Origin of the sequence: Streptomyces cahuitamycinicus, assembly GCF_002891435.1 — a bacterium.
In the GTDB taxonomy this organism is placed as follows: Bacteria; Actinomycetota; Actinomycetes; order Streptomycetales; family Streptomycetaceae; genus Streptomyces; species Streptomyces cahuitamycinicus.
On the sequence record NZ_POUC01000123.1, the window covers coordinates 1 to 19,707 of the forward strand.

Here is a 19,707-nt window from a genome sequence, read left to right on the forward strand (position 1 = left end):
GGGTCGGGTACCGCAGGGACGCCGTGGGTCTTGTGGTAGACGTCCTGGTAGAAGTCGCGGATCCACTTCAGGTGTGGTTCGGCGATGTCCGCGTCCCGCTCGGCGTCGCGATAGTCGTAGACCCCGTTGCGGTCGGCGTCCTTGTCCCAGGTCCAGTACACCTGGTATTGCAGCTTGAGCACGGAGGACCTCTGCGGTACGGCGGTCGCGTCGGGCGCCGTGTCGTTGACGGCGCCGCCGTAGGAGTCGACCTGCAGCAGCGCGTCCGGGTTGGCGTAGGGGCCGGTGGCAGTGAGATGGCGGTGGATCGCGTCGATCTGATCGTTGGTGAATGCCTTGGTGTGGTAGGCGGACTTGTACTTGCCGCAACGGTTGGGGCCGGATTCGTTCAGGGTCTGGGTGGCGGTCAGCCAGGGCAGCAGTGTCGGGATGAACGTCTCCTTCTGTGCCGAGTGCTCGCCCATCTGCCGGTCCAGGACCGTCTCGTCCACATAGGTGCGGGCACCGGTGGTGAACCCCTCGGTGATGTAGCCGAGGAAGGCCTTCAGCCGCGCAGGAGAGTCCTGCCGGGTACCGTCGAGCTGGACGATCAGACCGACCTTCTCGGCGCTCACGTGAGTGAGCTTGAGGAGGGTGAACATGTCACGGAAGGTGTAGGCGCGCAGGCTCTCCGGGAGTGTGCCGGCCTGCTCGTGTTCGAAGAACTGGCCGTACCGGCGGACGAGGGACTTGAACAGCTCGGGCCTGGCCTGCAGTTCCTTCCACTTCCATGCCACCGACCTGAGCAGGACCTGGGCGGGCGGCTTGGGCAGGCCGCGGAACCAGTACCGCGTGATGACACCGAAGTTGCCTCCGCCGCCACCGGTGTGGGCCCACCACAGGTCGCGCAGGGCCGGGTCCTCGGAGTCCTTGCGGGCCACTGTGACATCGGGTGTCTTGCCGTCGGCGACGGTGACCACTTCGACGGCGTGCAGGTAGTCGACGGTCAGACCGAACTGCCTGGACAGCAGCCCGTAGCCGCCGCCGCTGATGTGGCCGCCACTGCCCACGGAGTAGCAGGATCCGCCGGGCAAGGCCCTGCCGCTCGTCCGGTACAGCTGGGTGGCGGTTTGCCAGTTCGTCGCCCCGGCTTCGACGCAGTAGGCGTCCATCGAGGCGTCGTAGTAGACGCGGTTCATCTGGCTGACGTCGATGATGACACCGACGTCGGAGGAGCAGACGAAGTTCTCGTAGCAGTGGCCGCCGGCGCGGACGGTGACCCTGCGCGCGGCGTTCGCGCTGTTACCCAGGAACTTGCTCAGCGCGGCGGCCACGTCCTCTTTGGACGTGGCCACCACGACGTAGTCCGGCGTGGCGATCCAACGTTGGTTGAAGCCGCGCCGCAAAGCCTCGTAGCGCGCGTCGTTCTTGTCGACCTCGATGGGGTGTGCCGGCATGCTGCCTTCCCGGTGCGTTGCGGCGGGCGCGCCGCGGTGGCGCGCGATGGCGGTGGACCGGCCCGCTGATGCAGGTGGGCGGTGATCGATGATGGGTGGTGATGCCGAGCGGTAGGCGACTGTCCCGGCTCACCCGTTCAACGCCAAGCGATCCACTGAAGAGTTCATGCACGCAATCTGTGCCTGTATGCCCGAAACCACACGATCGGGCAAGCGCACGCCGGTGCGTCGCCTCACCGGCACGCCGTTGGCGGCGCACCGGCGTGCGGGCGCCCTCCTTACAACTCATGCCTCTCCAGGGGGTGCGGGTGGGCGTGAACTCCAGCGGTAGGTGGCCAGAGACGAGGGAAAGACCACTGGCGAGCAGCCTGTTTCAAGGGCGGTTGGCCCTTCTGCTCAGAGATGTGGCCACTGCGATCTCGACTTTGACTCGTCCCGTCCGCCGCCCTCGCACAGAGGCCACGCGTGGATCCGCGTCACTATTGCTCCGGAGGCTGAGCTGTGGCTGACTGGCAACGGCGCAGAGGGGGAGTGAGCATGGGCAACTGGGTCGTGATCGCGGAGTACTACAGCGACGTGTGCAGGACCGAGTTCATCTGCCGTGGGCTGGAAACAAAGGACCAGGCGCTGAAGGCACTCCGTGCAGCCCTCCACACATATGTACCGAGCAAACATATCGTCGAGAAGCGGCGCCAGGTGTACCGCTTCGCCGGCCAGGAGACGTACCTGGTGGTGATCAAAGGCAAGCTGACGGAGTGGGAGTGCACCCTGCGCATCGCGGAGCTGGTCTCGGACTCTACCGACCCGGCCGTGGCCAAGCGGGCGCAGAGGGACGACGGTGTGGCAGAGGTGGCTGACGGGCCGCAGGACCGGATCCCGCCCGGCTGCTGAGCGGCGGACCGAACACCGCTCAAGTCGGTCGCTCTGACGGCGACGACTTCCCCGGCGTTCCGCACCGGTGAATCGGGAACGGTCCGAAGCCCTGGCAGACTTCCTGCACACCTACAACCACCACCGCTGCCACACCCCAGCCAGCCGCGTCACCAACCTCTCGATCAGCACATCCAGCTGGGAAAGGCACCCCTCGAACTCCACAGCGCCTCAAGGCTCGTTGGCCTGCTGCCTGACCTGTTGGAGGCACCTCAAGACGGCCAACCCGTGATCTTTTACGAGCTCCGTGGCAACCCGCAATCTCCCCGTACGAGGCGCTGCAGCCGGCCGCCCGGGGTTCGCGCCGGCGAGTGATGGCTGTTCATCCGCATCTGCGAGCGCCAGGGCGCCCCGATCCTGGCCGACCTCGCCCACCAGGGCGGTTGCCCCTGGGTGACCACGGGCATCAAACGCAGGCCCCTGAACTCATCCTCACCGAGAAGACCCTCAACTGGGCCCTGGCCGCGGCACGGGCACCGGTCGAGCGCGGCGTCGCACGCCTGAAGTAAGACGTATCTCCCGCAGATCCCGGTGCAGCCCAAACCGCATGACCTCAATCGCCGCAACACCCTGGAGCGGCACCGCTGAAGAAGCTCGTTGACGTCGGCGCGCAGCATCCTCGCGGTCTTGTCCCAGGCCCTGGCCACGCACTGCCGGAAGGGGTAGACCCGGGGATTGGTCAGCGCCTCTCACACGCCGATCGCTCCGTACTGGTCCGGGCGTCTGGTGGGTCGCGCAGGGTGGGGCCTTCGTCGTCGAGGTGGAACAGACCGCGTTCCTGCAGGACGGGCACGTGTGGCAGCTGAGCGCCCTGGAACCCCAGTGGCCCGTGGATGGTCCGGGTCTCGGTCGCCTGGTCACGTGTGCGGCCGACGAGGATGTCGGTCGAGCAGGCGGACCGGTCCGTGCCGGGCTCAGAGCCGACCGGTGATCGACTGGAGACCGACACCGGTCGCGCCGACGGCGGCCCAGAGGATCGCACCCAGCAGGAGTGGCCGCGTACCCGCCTCGCGAAGCTTGGAGAACTTCAGTGACAGACCGATCCCCGACAGGGCCAGAGTGATCAGGAACGTGCTGATCACTGGCAGTGCCGGCTCCCATGAGGCAGGGATGCCGTCATAAGTGGCGGCGGCCGACGCGAGCAGGAATCCGACGATGAACACGGGGAACGCGCGCCGGATCCGCCTGCCCGCACCCTCGTCCTGCCCGGCGTTCAGGGCTCGCCGTCCGAAGGACCGCCACAGCACCAGAGCCACACAGATCGGCACGATCATGAGACTGCGCGTCAGTTTGACCACCACCGCGTACTGCCCGGCCTCGGTTCCGTAGCTGTACGAGGTGGCGACGACCGAGGACGTGTCGTTGATCGCGGTGCCGCTCCACAGTCCGAACGCCTCCTGCGACATCCCGAGCAGGTGGCCGATCGGAGGGAACAGGACGACGGCGGCGACGTTGAAGGTGAATATGGTGCCGAGGGCGTATGCGACACGGGCCTCGGCGGCGCCGACGGCTGCCGTCACCGCGGCGATCGCCGAGGCTCCGCAGACGCCCGTGCCGACTCCGATGAGCAGCCTGGTCTCAGGGTGGACACCCAGCAGTCCGCCGACGGCCCATGCACCGAGCAGCGCCACGGCCAGCGTGCCCAGCATGACCGGCAGTGACCCCACCCCGACCCGCAACACGTCACTCAGCGAAAGCGCGGTCCCGAGCACGATGATGGACGCCTGCAGGACCTGTCGGCCCGCGACCGCGAATCCGGGGCGCAGACGCTCGGCCGTTGTGTGGGGGCCCATCCGTCTCAGCAGGGCTCCGGCAACAGCACCCACCACGATCCCGAACACCGGGCCTCCCACGGTCGGGACGAGACGGCCCAGCCAGACGGCCGGCAGCGCGACCGCCACCGTCACCGCCAGTCCCGGCAGTAGGGCACTCGACGCGCGCCCGGCGCGCCTCGTACCGGCGAGCACGCGTGGCAGTGGCTTGACCGGCAGGACATGGGACGATTCCATGACCTCTCCCTTCCTGCATCCCGATGGCGAGCTGCACCTGCACGATCGCCGGGTCCCGCCGGTCTCCGGTAGAGACCCGTTTCAGAGGAGGTCATAAGCAGTGCTGATGGGCCTTCCACCGGGTACACCGGAACTGAAAGTGCTGGACCTGCTGGTCTCCGTCGCCCAGACCGGCAGTCTCGGCCGGGCCGCCGCGCGGCACGGGATGAGTCAGCCGGCGGCGAGCATGCGCATCACGGCGCTGGAACGGCAGTTGCGGCTGGTACTGCTCGAACGCGGCCCCACCGGGTCACGCCTCACTCCGGCCGGGATCGCCGTCGTGGACTGGGCGCTGCCGGTGCTCGACGCGGCCCGGGCGCTGGTCAGTGGCGTCGCGGCGCTTCACGCGGATCAGCAGGGCCGATTGCGGATCGCCGCGTCGATGACCATCGCGGATCATCGGGTGCCGGGGTGGCTGATGGCCCTGCGCACCAGGTTCCCCGAGGTCAAGGTCGCCCTGCGGGTGGGCAATTCCGCGCAGGTCGCCGACATGGTGCGCGGCTGTGAGGCCGACCTCGGTTTCGTCGAGGGCCCTCACGCACCGGACGGACTCCACAGCCGCACCATCGCCGACGACGAACTGGTCGTGGTGGTCGCTCCGGGGCACCCGTGGGCCGGACGCAGGCAGCCGCTGCCGCTGCGGACACTGGCGGCCACTCCCTTGATCGTTCGCGAGGAGGGCTCGGGGACGCGCGACGCCGTATGGGAAATCCTTCGCCGTTCCGCGGGAACGGCTCTCCGCCCGCCTGCACTCGACGGTTCTGCTCTTTCGGTGTCTTCTGTCCGCACCCCGCACGCCACGGACTCGGGAGGTGACGCAGGACGGATTCCCGTCCAGCCGGCCTTCGACGGAGAGCCCGCGCCGCCCGCGGCGGAACTGGGTTCCACCACCGCGATCAAGTCGGCCGTGTCCACGGGCGACGCCCCTGCCGTGCTGAGCCGCCTCGCCGTATCGGCCGAGCTCGACGATCGGCGGCTGATCAGCGTGCCGCTGGAGGACCCCACTCTGCTGCGGCGGCGGTTCCGGGCCGTCTGGCTGCGGGAGACGCCCCCGGCGGGCCCGGCGGCCACGCTGCTGACCCTGGCCTCCCGCAGATAGCGGGCGACTCGCAGGCGACCGGCCGCCCCACCAGAACCCTCGCCCGGCGGGGGCCGCAAGCCGTCGCTCCGTCCACAACCCTGGCGCTACCGACGCGCCCGTGCCTGTTCTCCCAGGTCAGGAGAGCGTTGAAAGTGCTGAGGCTGGCGTAACCACTGCGTAATTCCGGCAACCGGTCGGCGTAACACCGCATCCGCAGCATTCCGGCCATGACAGGGATCGTCGCTGGTGGCAGAGGTTCGAGCAGCCGTGTCGCACCGGTACGGAGGATCCGGGACGTGCTGCGCACCCGCGTTCTCACGGGCGTGTACGGAACCCGGCCGCTGCCCTCCGAGGCGGAGCTGGCCGCTGAACTGGGGGCCAGCCGTAACGTCGTCCGGGACGTCCTCGCGCTGTTGCGCATCGAGGGCCTGGTCGACCGGATTCCCGGCGTCGGAACGTTCGTCGTGTCAGGAAAGGCCGTGCAGGGCCTGGACCGGCTGCGCGGGCTCGCGGAGAGCTTCGACACCGGCTGCGACCGCGTGGTCAACCAGGTGCTGCTGGCGGACACCGTGCCCGCCACGCCCACCGTCGCCGAACGCCTCGAACTCCCCCCGGGCACCGAGGTGGTCGCCCTGGAGCGGGTGCGGCTCCTCGACGGTCAGCCCCTGTCCCTGGACGCCAGCTACCTTCCCGCGGACATCGGCAGGCCCCTGTTGGAGATGGACCTGGCGCGGCATGACGTCTTCAGGCTGCTCGAAGGCGAACTGGGCTTCCCCCTGGGTGCCGCCGCCCTGTCCATAGAGGCGATCGCCGCCGACCGCACCGTCGCCGACCTGCTGCGCGTGGCGGACGGCTTTCCCCTGCTGTTCCTCGAACGGCTCACCTACACCGACGCGGGCCGGCCGATCGATCTCGAATTCGTTCGATTCCGCGGAGACCGGATGTCCCTGGCCGGCTGGCTCCACCGCACCCCCGACCCGCTGCTGAACCACCCTTCCACCGAAAGGGGCTGACCTCCGTGCAGATCCCACCCCAGTCTCAGCGCCGCGAGTTCACCTGCGACGTTCTCATCGTCGGCGGGGGCACCGCCGGCACCATGGCGGCCCTCACCGCGGCGGCGAACGGCGCGGACGTCCTCCTGCTGGAGAAAGCACACGTACGTCACTCCGGTGCTCTGGCCATGGGCATGGACGGGGTGAACAACGCCGTCGTTCCGGGCAAGGCGACCCCCGAGGACTACGTCGCCGACATCACCCTCGCCAACGACGGCATCGTCAACCAGCGCACCATCTACGAGACCGCGACCCGCGGCTTCGGCATGGTGCAGCGGCTGGAGGGCTACGGCGTCAAGTTCGAGAAGGACGAACACAACGAGTACGCCGTGCGCAAGGTGCACCGCTCGGGCAGCTATGTGCTGCCCATGCCGGAGGGCCGCGACGTCAAGAAGGTCCTCTACCGCACGCTGCGCGCCCGCCACGTGCGCTCCCGGGTCACGATCGAGAACCGGATCATGCCGGTGCGGGTCCTCACCGTGGACGGCCGGGCGGTCGGCGCGGTCGGATTCGACACCCGGTCCGGGGAGTTCGTCACCATCTCGGCCGGCGCGGTGATCCTGGCCGCCGGGGCCTGCGGCCGCCTGGGCCTTCCGGCCAGCGGCTATCTGTACGGCACGTACGAGAACCCCACCAACGCGGGCGACGGCTACGCGATGGCGTACCACGCGGGCGCGGAGCTGTCCGGCATCGAGTGCTTCCAGATCAACCCGCTCATCAAGGACTACAACGGTCCGGCGTGCGCCTACGTCGCCAACCCCTTCGGGGGCTACACGGTCAACGCCGACGGCAACCGGTTCGTCGACTGCGACTACTGGTCCGGTCAGATGATGGCCGAGGTCAAGCGGGAGCTGGACAGCGCCCGCGGCCCCATCTACCTCAAACTCAGCCACCTGCCGGACGCCACGATCAACCAGATCGAGGGCATCCTGCACACCACCGAGCGGCCCACCCGCGGCACCTTCCACGAGGGCCGCGGCCACGACTACCGCACCCGTGACATCGAGATGCACGTCTCGGAGATCGGACTGTGCAGCGGCCACTCCGCCTCGGGCGTCTGGGTCGACGAGCACGCCGCCACCACGGTGCCGGGCCTCTACGCCGCCGGGGACATGGCCTGCGTCCCGCACAACTACATGATCGGCGCCTTCGTCTACGGGGACATCGCCGGCGAGCACGCCAGCGGCTTCGCCGCCTCCGCCGGCCGGCCCGCGCTGCCCGCGGACCAGATCCAGGCGGCGCACGAACTGATCTACCGGCCGCTGTCCCACCCGGACGGACCGCCCCAGCCACAGGTCGAGTACAAACTCCGCCGGTTCGTCAACGACTACCTCCAGCCGCCCAAGACCGAGCGCTATCTGACCCTCGGCCTGGAGGCGTTCGGGCGGATGAGCCGCGAGATCGCCGGCATGGGGGCCCGCACTCCGCACGAGCTGATGCGCTGCGCCGAGGTCACCTTCATCCGGGACTGCGCCGAGATGGCGGCGCGTGCCTCACTGGCCCGCACAGAAAGCCGCTGGGGCCTCTACCACCAGCGCGCCGACTGGCCGGAGCAGGACGACGCGAACTGGTTCCGGCACCTGAACCTGCGCAGGAGCCGCGCGGCGGGCGCGGGGGAGACAGGCGAGATGGAGACGCTGACCCGACCGGTGGCGCCGTACATCGTGCCGGTGCCCGGCTTCACCCGCCCGGACGGGGTGCCGGACGTGCCCGCCCCGACCGGTGCCGACCTGACGGCGGTGTGGGGATGATCAGCGGTACGCCCACGCAGGGCGGTCCCCAACGCATCCTGGCGCTCCTCGAACTCGCCGAGGAGGTCCCGACCACCGAAGAGCTGGCGGAGTTCCTCACCGACGCCGACCCCGCCGTGCGCCGCACCGCGCTGACCGTGCTCAGCGAGGCGGCGGAATCCTGGGAGGAGCCCTCGGCGGTCTTCGCCGCAGCCCTGCTGGACCCGGACCCGACCGTCCGCCGCGCCGCTGTCGAACTGCTCGGCGAGCTGCGCGAAGTGCTGGTGCCCGGCGAACGTTTCACACGGTCGCTGCGCGAGGCGTGCGGACACCCCGACGCCGACGTCCGGGGCTCCGCGGTGGTCGCCCTGTGGCGTCACCGGCTGTGCACCGTCGACGAGTTGACCGCGCTGCTGACCGACCCGGACGAGACGGTGCGCTGCGAGACTGTGCTGGGCCTCGTCTCCCTCGACGCGCTCGAAGCCCTGGCGGCCGCCGCGGGCGACCCGGCCGCCGCCGTGCGTCTCGCCGTGGCCCGGGGGCTGGCAGCCGTCGGGGACCCGCGCGGTACCGCCACCCTGATACGCCTCGCCGAGGACTCCGACGTCCTGGTCCGGGCCGCGGCCCTGGCCGCCATGGCCCACACCGGCTGCACCGAGCAGGCGGCGACCCTCGCCCGCACGGCTCTGAACGAACCCGCCTGGCAGATCCGGCAGGGGGCGGCGGCAGCGCTGGCCGTGGCCGACCCCCAGGAGGCGGTCGCCCCGCTGATCGCCGCCACCCGGGACACCAACCTCGATGTGCGCAAGGCCGCCGTCCGCGCGCTGGGGGGACTGGCGGCGGGCCGCCCGGAGGCCCGGGCCGCCCTCCAGGCAGCAGTCGCCGACGTGGACGCCGATGTCCGCGCCTTCGCCCGCATGGGTCTGTCCGACGCTCGTACGGACCTCACCGGACCCTCGACCACCGACACCGAGACAGGCTGAAGGAGACCACTCATGGCGCAAGCATCCAACCGGGTCGACGTACCGGTCACCATCGACGAATCCAAGTGCATCGACGGATGCACCCTCTGCGTGGACATGTGCCCGCTGGACTCACTGGCCATCCACCCCGAGACCGGCAAGGCGTACATGCACGTCGACGAGTGCTGGTACTGCGGTCCCTGCGCGGCCCGCTGCCCGGTCGACGCGGTCACGGTCGACATCCCCTTCCTGCTGCGGTGACTGGAGCTGACATGCATCCCTTTCCGCACCCCGTCCCACGGCCCGCGTTCCCGCAGCGCTCCCGCCGCCGGCCGGTCCTCGCCGTACTCGCCGTACTGGGGTTCGGCGCCAGTGCCTGCGGTACCGACACCTCGGCCGGCAGCTCCTCGACCGTAGTGGTCAATATCGGCTACCAGTCCAAGACCATCAACACCGTCACCGCGGGCACCCTGCTGCGCGACCGCGGCACCTTCGAGGCCAAGCTGAACGCCATCGGCAAGATTTCGGGAGTGCGCTACAAGGTCGTCTGGCAGGACTTCCCCTCGGGGCCGCCGCTGACCGCCCAGATGATCGCCGGCAAAGTGGACATCGGCTCCATGGGCGACTACCCGGTCCTCGTCAACGGTTCCAAGACCGCCGAGTTCCCCGACGCCCGGTCCGAACTGGTCGCGGTCACCGGCTACAACCTGCGCGGATCGCTCAACCAGGTCGTCGTACCGAAAGCTTCCCCCGCCCAGAAGCTGAGCGACCTGCGCGGCATGGTCGTGTCCACCAGTGTCGGTTCGGCCGCACACGGAATGCTCGTGAACGCCCTGCGGAAGAACGGGCTGAGCCCGGACGACGTCAAGCTGCTCAACCAGGAACCGGCGGTCGGCGCCTCGGCACTGGAGGGCGAACAGGTCGCCGCGCTGTCCCAGTTCGTGCCCTGGCCGCAGCTGATGGTGTTCCGCAAGCAGGGCAGGCTGCTCTACGACGGCGGATCCAACGGCGTCCCGACGTTCCACGCCGTCGTATCCCGCAAGGCGTACGCCGACGATCACCCCGAAGTGATGCGGGCCTTCCTGGAATCGGTCCGCGACGCGGCGGACCACCTCAACAAGAACCCGCTGGCCGCCGCCGAGCAGGTCGCGAAGGTCACGGGTATCGAACCCGAGGTGGTCTACCTCTACAACGGACCGAGCGGCCTGGTCACCTTCGACCCGACCATCAAACCCGAACTGGTCGCCGCTCTCTCGAAGAACCTCCCCTTCCTCAAGGACCTCGGCTCGGTCAAGAACCTGGACCTGGACAAGTTCGTCAACGACAGGTATCTCCGCAAGATCTACGGCGCCTCGTACGACGCCGCCAGCAAGAGCACCGCGTCCCCGAGCAGGCTCAGCGGCCAGGACCCGGTCTGCCACGAGCCCGTCAAGGATCCGCGCACTGCCTCGGAAGTGTGGTTCAGCGACCAGAAATCGACCGGCGTCGCGGCGACTCCGACCTGCCTGCTGCGGCGGATCGCCGCCCACGACGGGGACGTACGAGCCGCCTACGTACCGGACGCGAAGCACGGGACCCGGATGTTCGCGTCCGCCGCGGCCTGGGTGCTCGACCCCAGCCGGTCCGCGAACTCCCGGCTGCTGCCGTTCGCGGTGGCCGCCGACGCCGATTCCTATCTGGCCGACCACTCCGGCGCCCGCGGGCTCGGCTACGAGGCGGCGCTGGAGGCGGCTTCCTGAGCCGGCTGCGGTCGCAGGAGCCGCGCCACGGCACCGGCCCCTCGCAGGGCTGAGCAGGTATCGCAGGTATCGCAGGAATCGCAGGAAAGAGGACGCATGACAACGACTCCCGTCTCCCAGCAGTCCCTGAAACCCACCGCTGATCCGGTCGCCGGCACCCCGCGACCACGCCCCGGCCCGCGTACCGGCCTGCGCCCGCTCACGGCGCTCGGAGCGTGGCCACGACGACTGGCAGCCGGGACGCGGGCGGCGCTGCCGCTGGCCGCGGCCCTGCTGATCTGGTACCTGCTCACGGCCAACGACGTCGTCCTGTGGCTGCGCTTCGACAAGGTGCCCGGCCCGGTCGAGGTGTTCCACACGCTCAAGGGGCAACTGACGTCCGGCGGTTACTACCAGGACCTGCTGGCCAGTCTGCGCCGCATCCTGCTCGGCTTCGGGCTCGCCGCCTTGAGCGGGGTGGCCATCGGCATGGCGATCGGGCGCTCCCGGGTCGTCCATGCGCTGGTCCGGCCGCTCATCGAGGTGGCCCGGCCGATTCCGGCGATCGCCCTGGTCCCGCTGGCGATCCTCATGTTCCCGAGCGGCGAGCAGGGCATCGTCTTCATCACCTTCTTCGCGGCGTTCTTCCCGGTGGCAGTGAGCACCATCCACGCGATGAAGACCCTGCCCAAGGTCTGGGAGGAGGCCGCTCGGACAATGGGCGCCCGTCGGCTGTCCGTACTGGCGCACGTGGTGCTTCCGGGAGCCATGCCCGGCATCTTCTCGGGGCTGTCCGTCTCGATGGGGGTGGCCTGGATCTGCGTGATCAGCGCGGAGATGATCTCCGGTCAGTTCGGCATCGGCTACTACACCTGGCAGTCCTACGGCCTGCTCGACTACTCGGGTGTGATCGTCGGAATGCTGTCCATCGGAATCCTGGGCTGGGGGACGGCCTGGCTGGTGGAGCGGCTCGGATCCCGTGTCAACCGCTGGCTGCCGAGGAACGCCCGGTGAGCGCCGGAGCGCGGATCCGGCTGGAAGGACTGAAGCTCGCCTTCGGCGACATGTCGGCCGCCGAGGTCGACCTCGAGGTGCGGCCCGGAGAGATCGTCGTCCTGCTCGGGCCGTCCGGGTGCGGGAAGTCGACCATTCTGCGGGCACTGGCGGGACTGCTCACACCCACCGCCGGGCGCGCGGAGGTCGACGGCGAACCGGTGGGTGGGACCGACACGGTCTGTGCGATGGTCTTCCAGGAGGATGCCCTGCTGCCCTGGCGTTCGGCGGCGCGCAATGTCGAGTACGCCCTGAAACTGCGCGGCGTGCCCCGGGGACAACGGCGTCAGGAAGCGGCAGAACTCCTGGCCCAGGTCGGTCTCGAGGACTTCTTCGACCATCTGCCGGGCCAGTTGTCGGGCGGCATGCGGCAACGTGTGCAGCTCGCCCGGACACTGGCCACCCGCCCCCGGGTGATGCTGATGGACGAGCCCTTCGGCGCACTGGACGCCCAGACCCGCTCGGAGATGCAGCAACTGCTGATCTCGGTCTGGCGGCAGTACGGGACCACGATCCTCTTCGTCACCCATGACGTCGACGAGGCCCTGCTGCTGGGCGACCGGGTCGTCCTGCTCAGCCCTCGCCCCGCCGTCGTACGCGAGATCGTCGACATCCCAGGGCCGCGGCGCCCGGGAGCCCAGTTCGAACCCGAGTTCGCCCGTCGCCGCTACGAGATCCTCGCCTGGCTCGGCGACGCTCCGCCGGCCGAGCTTTCCCCCGAAGGCGCTTGAAGTCCCTGCCGCCCGAACCACTGCTGGTCGTTCGACCCCACACCAAAGGAGTCACCTCATCATGACTTTCGTCATCGGTGCCGCGTGCGTCGACGTCATGGACCGCGCCTGTGTCGACGAGTGCCCGGTGGACTGCATCTACGTCGGGGAGCGCATGGCCTACATCAACCCCGACGAGTGCATCGACTGCAGCGCCTGCGAACCGGTCTGCCCGGTCGAGGCCATCGCCACGGTCGAGGAACTCGCACCCGAGGACGCGCCGTTCGTCACGGAGAACGCGCGCTTCTTCTCCGAAACGCTGCCCGGGCGTGCCGAGCCGCTGGGCTCACCGGGCGGTGCGGCGGACCTGGGTCCGATCGGTACCGACACACCCTTCGTCCAGAGTTTCGTGGCGCCATGAGCGGCACGGACACCGGCCTCGCAGGCACCGACGCCGGCCTCGCAACCGAGCGCACCGAACGGACTGAACGGGTGGTCATCCGGTTCGCCGGAGATTCCGGAGACGGTATGCAGCTCACCGGCGACCGGTTCACCTCGGCGGCCGCGGCCTTCGGGAACGACCTGGCCACGCTGCCCAGCTTCCCTGCTGAGATCCGCGCCCCTCAGGGCAGCATCGCCGGAGTCTCGTCCTTCCAGGTGCACTTCGCCGACTACGACATCCTCACAGCCGGAGACCGGCCCGATGTGCTGGTGGCGATGAACCCGGCCGCGCTGAAGGCCAACCTCGCCGACCTGCCGCCGGGCGGCACGGTGATCGTGAACACCGACGAGTTCACCGCACGCAATCTGACCAGGGCGGGCTGTGCAGCCGATCCGCTGGAGGACGGCACGCTGACCGCCTTCCAGGTCCACCCGGTGGCCATGACCACGCTGACCCGGGGCGCACTGGCGGACACCGCTGTGAGCAAGAAGGACGCGGAGCGGGCGAAGAACATGTTCGCCCTGGGCCTGCTGTCCTGGATGTACCACCGTCCGACCGCCGGGACCGAGCGGTTCCTGCGGCAGAAGTTCGCGCGCAAGCCCGAGATCGCCGAGGCGAACATCCTGGCCTTCCGGGCCGGCTGGAACTACGGCGAGACCACCGAGTCGTTCGCCGTGACGTTCGAGGTCGCCCCCGCGACGGCCCTCACTCCGGGCACGTACCGGCAGATCACCGGCAACACCGCCCTGGCGTACGGAATCGTCGCGGCCGGGGCCAGGTCAGGGCTGCCGGTGCTCCTCGGCAGCTACCCGATCACCCCGGCCAGCGACATCCTCCACGAGCTGTCCCGGCACAAGAACTTCGGCGTGACCACGGTGCAGGCGGAGGACGAGATCGCCGCCGTCGGGGCCGCACTGGGGGCCTCGTACGGCGGGGCCCTGGGCGTGACCACCACGTCCGGTCCCGGCCTCGCCCTCAAGAGCGAGACGATCGGGTTGGCCGTGATGACGGAGTTGCCGCTGCTGGTGATCGACGTGCAGCGCGGCGGGCCGTCCACCGGCCTGCCCACCAAGACGGAGCAGGCGGACCTGCTGCAGGCCATGTTCGGGCGCAACGGCGAATCCCCAGTGCCGGTCCTCGCGCCGGCCACCCCGGCGGACTGCTTCGACACGATGCTCGACGCGGCCCGCATCGCCCTCACCTACCGGACACCGGTGCTGCTGCTGTCCGACGGCCACATCGCCAACGGCTCCGAGCCCTGGCTCGTCCCGAACGCCTCGGAACTGCCCGACCTGAGCGTCGACTTCACCACCGAGCCCAACGCCCCCGACGGATCGGGCGGGTTCTGGGGTTACCTGCGCGACCCGCGCACCCTCGCCCGGCCCTGGGCCGTGCCCGGCACCGCAGGACTCGAACACCGCATCGGCGGCCTGGAGAAGGCCGACGGCACGGGTGACATCTCGTACGACGCGGACAACCACGACCGCATGGTGCGGCTGCGGCAGGCCAAGATCGACGGAATCGCCGTGCCCGACGCAGTGCCGGACGACCCGTCCGGCCGGGCCGAGGTCCTGGTGGTGGGCTGGGGTTCGTCGTACGGGCCGATCGGCGCCGCGGCACGGCGGGTCCGCCGGGCCGGACACCCCGTCGCACACCTGCATCTGCGCCACCTCAACCCCCTGCCCGCCAACCTCGGCGAGGTGCTCTCACGCTACGAGCGCGTCGTCGTCCCGGAGCTGAACCTCGGCCAGCTCGCGCTGTTGCTGCGTGCCAAGTACCTGGTCGACGCCGTCTCGTACACGAAGGTCGCCGGTCTTCCGTTCGGGGCGGAAGAACTCCAGGGCGTGTTCACCGAGGTGATCGAAGGAGTCCGGACATGACCACCACCGACCTCGGCCTGCCCGGCATCGGGGGGCAGGCACTGGTCCCCGAGTCCGAGACGAAGCTGTCGGCGAGGGACTTCAAGTCGGACCAGGAGGTGCGCTGGTGTCCCGGCTGCGGTGACTACGCCGTCCTGGCCGCCGTGCAGGGCTTCATGCCCCGGCTCGGGCTGAAGCGGGAGAACACCGTGTTCATCTCCGGCATCGGCTGCTCCTCCCGCTTCCCGTACTACATGAACACCTACGGAATGCACTCCATCCACGGCCGCGCCCCGGCCATCGCCACCGGCCTGGCCGTCGCCCGTCCCGATCTTTCGGTGTGGGTGGTCACCGGTGACGGGGACGCCCTGTCGATCGGCGGCAACCACCTGATCCACACCCTGCGGCGCAACGTGAACCTCAAGATCCTGCTGTTCAACAACCGCATCTACGGACTCACCAAGGGTCAGTACTCGCCGACTTCGGAGACCGGCAAGGTCACCAAATCCACCCCCATGGGCTCGGTCGACGCCCCCTTCGACCCGGTGTCGCTGGCCCTGGGCGCCGGTGCCACCTTCGTCGCCCGCGTCCTCGACTCGGATCGTGCGGGGCTGACCGAGGTGCTCACCGCGGCCGCCGAACACCGGGGCACCGCCCTTGTGGAGATCTACCAGAACTGCCCGATCTTCAACGACTCAGCCTTCGAGGTGCTCCGGCAACCCGGCGAGAAGGAACGGCGTCTCATCCCGCTGCGCCACGGGCAACCGCTGCGCTTCGGCGCCGAAGGAGAGTTCGGCGTGGTCCGTACCGGTTCCGGAGGGCTGGAGACGGTGAAGGTCTCGGAAGTGAGGGAGGAGGCGCTGGTGGTGCACGACGCCACCCCGGAGGACCCCTCCTACGCCTTCGCCCTGTCACGGCTGTCCTCCCAGAACCTCGCCCACACCGTCACCGGCGTCTTCCGCTCCGTCAGCCGCCCGGTCTACGACGACCAGGTCCGCGCCCAGATCGGGCAGGCGAAGAGCACCGCACCCGCCGACCTCCAATCACTGCTCGTCGGCGAGGACACCTGGACCGTCGCCGGCTGACACCTCGTTTCCCCTCGCCCTCACACCCAGCGCCCACGGATTCGGAGCCCCGCCTGTGACAACCGCACAGACTCACGAGCACGCCGCCCTGGCCACGGACACGGTCCGCAAGGCGTTGTCCGCGGTCCTCGACCCGGAGATCCAGCGGCCCATCACCGACCTCGGGATGGTCAAGGAGATCTCGGTGGGCGCCGACGGCGCGGTACTGGTCGGCATCTACCTGACCGTCTCCGGCTGCCCGCTGCGCGAGAAGATCACCGCGGACACCACCGCCGCGGTGTCCGCGCTGCCCGGTGTGCGCGAGGTGCGCATCGAGCTGGATGTGATGAGCGACGAGCAACGCACCGAACTGCGCAGGAGTCTGCGGGGCGACACGGACGAGCCGGAGATCCCCTTCGCCCGGCCCGGCTCTCTGACCCGGGTCTTCTGCGTCGCCTCCGGCAAGGGCGGAGTCGGGAAATCGAGTGTCACGGTCAACCTGGCCGCCGCGATGGCCTTCCACGGGCTGTCGGTCGGAGTGCTGGACGCCGACATCTACGGCCACTCCGTTCCGCGGATGCTGGGAGTGACGGCCGGCCCCACCCGCGTCGAAAAGATGATCATGCCGCCCGGAGCGAACGGTGTGAAGGTGATCTCCGTCGGCATGTTCACCTCGGGCAACGCGCCGGTGATGTGGCGCGGCCCACTGCTGCACCGCGCGCTGCAGCAGTTCCTCGGTGAGGTGTACTGGGGGGATCTCGACGTGCTGCTGCTCGACCTGCCGCCCGGCACCGGCGACATCCCCATCTCCATAGCCCAGTTGCTTCCCGACTCCGAGATCCTCGTGGTGACCACACCACAGGCGGCCGCGGCCGAGGTGGCCGAGCGGGCCGGGGCCGTCAGCCTGCAGACCGGTCAGCGTGTGACCGGGGTGATCGAGAACATGTCCTGGCTGCGGCTGCCGGACGGTTCGATGACGCGGCTCTTCGGCTCCGGCGGCGGCCGGACGGTCGCCGACTCGCTGTCCCGCGCGCTGGGCACGGAAGTCCCTCTGCTGGGTCAGGTGCCGATGGACCCGCTCCTTGGCGAGGCGGGCGACGCCGGTACGCCCTTGGTGCTGAGCGCCCCCGAGGCTCCCGCGGCGGTGGCGCTCCGCGGAATCGCGGAGCGGCTGTCCGTACGCCGACGTGGCCTGGCCGGTTGCCGGCTCCCGGTCAGCCCGTCATGAGCGGTTCCGTCTGCTGGTTGTACATGCTTGCCGCAGCGCTGATCCGGCAAGACAGTGGCTGATCTGTGTCCGGGTGGCCTCCGCCGCAGCGTCGGCTCGCAGGAATCCATGGCATTTGGCACACTCGGAGCGTTCATAGTGATAACCGGCATCAAGGGCGTACGTATCCGCAGAGCCGCAGCTGTCGCCGGCGCCGGCGGGCTGCTCGCGGGCGGCGCCCTGACCGCGCCCGAACAGGCGGCGGCCGCGCCCTCGGTCAGCGCCAAGGGCGCGGTCATGCTCAACAGCGCGACGGGCTCCACGCTCTACAGCAAGTACGCCGACACCAAGCGGCCCATGGCGAGCACCACCAAGATCATGACGGCTCGGGTCGTGCTGAGCACCCCCGACCTCGACCGGAAGGTCACCATCAAGCAGGCTGACCGGGACTACGTCGCTGCCAAGGGCGCGAGCACCGCGGATCTCAAGACCGGCGACAAGGTCACCATCCGCCAGTCGCTCCATGCGATGCTGCTGCCGTCCGGCTGCGACGCCGCGATGGCCCTCGCGGACATGTTCGGCACCGGTTCGACCGTCTCGGCGCGGACCAAGGCGTTCATCAGCAAGATGAACGCCAAGGCGGACACCCTCGGCCTGGCCAACACGCACCTCGACTCGTTCGACGGCAACTCGACGCAGAACACGAACTACACGACGCCGCGCGACCTCGCCAAGCTCGCGCGCAGCGCGATGAAGTACTCGACGTTCGCGGGCATCGTGAAGAAGCCGAAGACCGTGCAGTACGCGACGACCAGCACCGGCGGCACCCGCACCTACACCTGGTACAACACCAACCAGTTGCTGGGCTCCTACAGCGGCGCGATCGGGGTGAAGACGGGCACGAACACGCCGTCCGGCCCCTGCCTCGTCTTCGCCGCGACCCGCAACGAGAAGACGGTCATCGGCGTGCTCCTCAACTACCAGTACCGCTACACGGACGCCGCCAAGTTGCTGGACTACGCCTTCGGCACCAGCTCGGCGAGCACCATGCGACTGCGCACCCTGCCGACGGGCGCACAGAGGGACTGACCTGGGCGACGCGCACTCGATGCCGCGCATGGCGTGTGCTGCACGTCTTGGCCCGGCGCCCCGGGCAGTGCAAACCGCGGTCGGCTGTACTGGTGAACCTGTCCAGCCCGCCGCCGGTCTGTCACGTCTCTACTTCTCCCAGATCCTGCGGTAAGCCTCGCGGTATCCCTCCGAGTCCCAGGACAGTGCGCCGCCGCTGGTGGCGGCGGTGGTGACGTGGACGGGGGCGACGTAGCCGCTGGCCGGCTTGCCGGCGAAGGAACGGTTGAACTCGTCGATGATCTGCCAGCCCTGTTCGGACAGCGGTTCTGGCACGGTGGCGGCCTGGAACTCCTTGCCGTTGATGCGCTGGAAGGCCGAGGGGTCGCCGTCACCGGCCCCGATGTTGAACGGGGCGCCGTCGCCCTGCCTGCCTGCGGCACGCAGGGCGGGGCCCGCATGGTCGAAGTACAGGTCGTTGATGGCGGCGGAATGGGTCCACCTGTCGCCGAAGCGGGAGGCCAGGGAGGAGACCCTTTTGGTGGTGAGGCTGCCCGCCTGCGGGATGGGGACGTTCTCGTAGCTCAGCAGTTTGACGCCGGAGCAGGTGGCGAGTTCCTTCTTGATCAGATCCGACTTGCGCTTGGCGAAGGGGATCGAGACGTCGGTGAACAGGACGACGCCCGCGCGACCGTTGGACCGGGCGATGATCCAGTCGGCGCTGATCTTCGCGACCTCCTCGACCCTGGTGGTGATGTTGCTGAACAGCTTCGGGTTCTCGCTGGGGCCGGGAGCCGCGACGGCGTGCCAGCCGATCAGCGGGATGCCGTCCGTGTTCGCCTGCTCGACCTGTGCGGGGGTGGAGGTGGGATCGAAACCGCCGATGACGATGCCGTCGGGTTTGAGGGACAGGGCCTCCGTGAAGGCGGCCTTGATTCCGGCGGGCGTGCCCTGGCCGTTGAGGGTGCGGACACGCCAGTCGATGATGCCGGCGGCTTCCTGGACGCCCTTGGCGACGCCCGCCACGCCGGGATTGGTCAGGGTCTGGGCGATGTAGACGATGGTCTTGCCGGGGACGGCTCGGGGCCCGCTGGTCGGCCCGGACCAGGGGGCGTTGACGTCCTCGGCCTTCTTGACGGCCCGCTTGGCCTCGGCGAGGGCGGTGGGGCAGCCGGGTCTGGACGAGCCGCCGGCGGAGGCGGCGACGGATCCGCCGGCGGTGGAAGAGCTCTCGCAGCCGGTGACGAGGGTGATGGTGGCCGAGGCCAGGAGAGCGGTGGCCGTCACGGCCGCCTTGCGGATGGGGTGCACGGGATCTCCAACACGGTGCGAGAGCTGTCTCTTATA

General features: G+C 69.4%; 15 protein-coding genes and 2 pseudogenes. 14 read left to right on the top strand and 3 right to left on the bottom strand.

What is annotated here, in order from left to right:
- A partial coding sequence (locus C1J00_RS18350) for an FAD-binding oxidoreductase (protein ID WP_102910157.1) occupies positions 1 to 1,436 on the bottom strand: 1,436 nt, incomplete at its 3' end.
- A gap of 537 nt (positions 1,437 to 1,973) precedes the next feature.
- Here C1J00_RS18350 and C1J00_RS18355 point away from each other — a divergent pair.
- Both C1J00_RS18355 and C1J00_RS18360 read left to right on the top strand, forming a co-directional pair.
- On the top strand, positions 1,974 to 2,327 hold the full coding sequence (locus tag C1J00_RS18355; protein WP_102910158.1) for a hypothetical protein: 354 nt from the start codon (positions 1,974 to 1,976) through the stop codon (positions 2,325 to 2,327).
- Between the two features lie 363 nt (positions 2,328 to 2,690).
- A pseudogene (locus C1J00_RS18360) lies at positions 2,691 to 2,967 on the top strand (hypothetical protein); the annotation flags it as partial.
- Positions 2,968 to 3,280: 313 nt separating this feature from the next.
- Here the strand turns inward: C1J00_RS18360 and C1J00_RS18365 are convergent.
- Complete coding sequence (locus C1J00_RS18365; RefSeq protein WP_102910159.1) at positions 3,281 to 4,375, bottom strand: YeiH family protein; 1,095 nt, start codon at positions 4,373 to 4,375, stop codon at positions 3,281 to 3,283.
- 106 nt (positions 4,376 to 4,481) lie between these two features.
- On the opposite strand from C1J00_RS18365, the gene C1J00_RS18370 reads away from it, so the two are divergent.
- The 12 genes and pseudogenes from C1J00_RS18370 (at position 4,482) to C1J00_RS18425 (ending at position 18,381) form a co-directional block, all read left to right on the top strand.
- Positions 4,482 to 5,513 carry a LysR family transcriptional regulator gene (locus tag C1J00_RS18370; protein ID WP_219728351.1) on the top strand — a complete coding sequence of 344 codons (1,032 nt, stop codon included), beginning with the start codon at positions 4,482 to 4,484 and terminating at the stop codon, positions 5,511 to 5,513.
- 209 nt (positions 5,514 to 5,722) lie between these two features.
- Positions 5,723 to 6,508 (top strand): GntR family transcriptional regulator, encoded by a 786-nt coding sequence (locus tag C1J00_RS18375; RefSeq protein WP_102910160.1) that lies wholly within the window; start codon positions 5,723 to 5,725, stop codon positions 6,506 to 6,508.
- Positions 6,509 to 6,513: 5 nt separating this feature from the next.
- Positions 6,514 to 9,260, top strand: a pseudogene (locus C1J00_RS18380) (fumarate reductase/succinate dehydrogenase flavoprotein subunit).
- Between the two features lie 12 nt (positions 9,261 to 9,272).
- Positions 9,273 to 9,500, top strand: coding sequence for a 4Fe-4S dicluster domain-containing protein (locus C1J00_RS18385; protein WP_067022061.1), 228 nt, complete (start codon positions 9,273 to 9,275; stop codon positions 9,498 to 9,500).
- Between the two features lie 11 nt (positions 9,501 to 9,511).
- A complete protein-coding gene (locus tag C1J00_RS18390) occupies positions 9,512 to 10,978 on the top strand; it encodes an ABC transporter substrate-binding protein (RefSeq protein WP_102910161.1) in 1,467 nt (488 codons plus the stop codon).
- Between the two features lie 96 nt (positions 10,979 to 11,074).
- Positions 11,075 to 11,971 carry an ABC transporter permease gene (locus tag C1J00_RS18395; RefSeq protein ID WP_102910162.1) on the top strand — a complete coding sequence of 299 codons (897 nt, stop codon included), beginning with the start codon at positions 11,075 to 11,077 and terminating at the stop codon, positions 11,969 to 11,971.
- On the top strand, positions 11,968 to 12,741 hold the full coding sequence (locus C1J00_RS18400) for an ABC transporter ATP-binding protein (protein ID WP_102910163.1): 774 nt from the start codon (positions 11,968 to 11,970) through the stop codon (positions 12,739 to 12,741). The genes C1J00_RS18395 and C1J00_RS18400 overlap by 4 nt, the downstream gene beginning before the upstream one ends.
- Before the next feature lie 61 nt (positions 12,742 to 12,802).
- Positions 12,803 to 13,141 (top strand): ferredoxin, encoded by a 339-nt coding sequence (fdxA, locus tag C1J00_RS18405; protein ID WP_102910164.1) that lies wholly within the window; start codon positions 12,803 to 12,805, stop codon positions 13,139 to 13,141.
- On the top strand, positions 13,138 to 15,042 hold the full coding sequence (locus C1J00_RS18410) for a 2-oxoacid:acceptor oxidoreductase subunit alpha (RefSeq protein ID WP_102910165.1): 1,905 nt from the start codon (positions 13,138 to 13,140) through the stop codon (positions 15,040 to 15,042). Before fdxA ends, C1J00_RS18410 begins: the two co-directional genes overlap by 4 nt.
- Complete coding sequence (locus C1J00_RS18415) at positions 15,039 to 16,106, top strand: 2-oxoacid:ferredoxin oxidoreductase subunit beta (protein ID WP_102910166.1); 1,068 nt, start codon at positions 15,039 to 15,041, stop codon at positions 16,104 to 16,106. The genes C1J00_RS18410 and C1J00_RS18415 overlap by 4 nt, the downstream gene beginning before the upstream one ends.
- An 88-nt stretch (positions 16,107 to 16,194) precedes the next feature.
- A complete protein-coding gene (locus tag C1J00_RS18420) occupies positions 16,195 to 17,313 on the top strand; it encodes an Mrp/NBP35 family ATP-binding protein (RefSeq protein ID WP_219728352.1) in 1,119 nt (372 codons plus the stop codon).
- A gap of 138 nt (positions 17,314 to 17,451) precedes the next feature.
- The gene (locus tag C1J00_RS18425; RefSeq protein WP_102910167.1) at positions 17,452 to 18,381 is read left to right on the top strand and encodes a D-alanyl-D-alanine carboxypeptidase family protein; all 930 of its coding nucleotides are present in this window, start codon (positions 17,452 to 17,454) and stop codon (positions 18,379 to 18,381) included.
- Between the two features lie 129 nt (positions 18,382 to 18,510).
- Here the strand turns inward: C1J00_RS18425 and C1J00_RS18430 are convergent, their stop codons facing one another.
- Entirely contained in the window at positions 18,511 to 19,671 is a 1,161-nt protein-coding gene (locus C1J00_RS18430) for a substrate-binding domain-containing protein (protein ID WP_102910168.1), read from the bottom strand.
- Between the last annotated feature and the right edge of the window lie 36 nt (positions 19,672 to 19,707).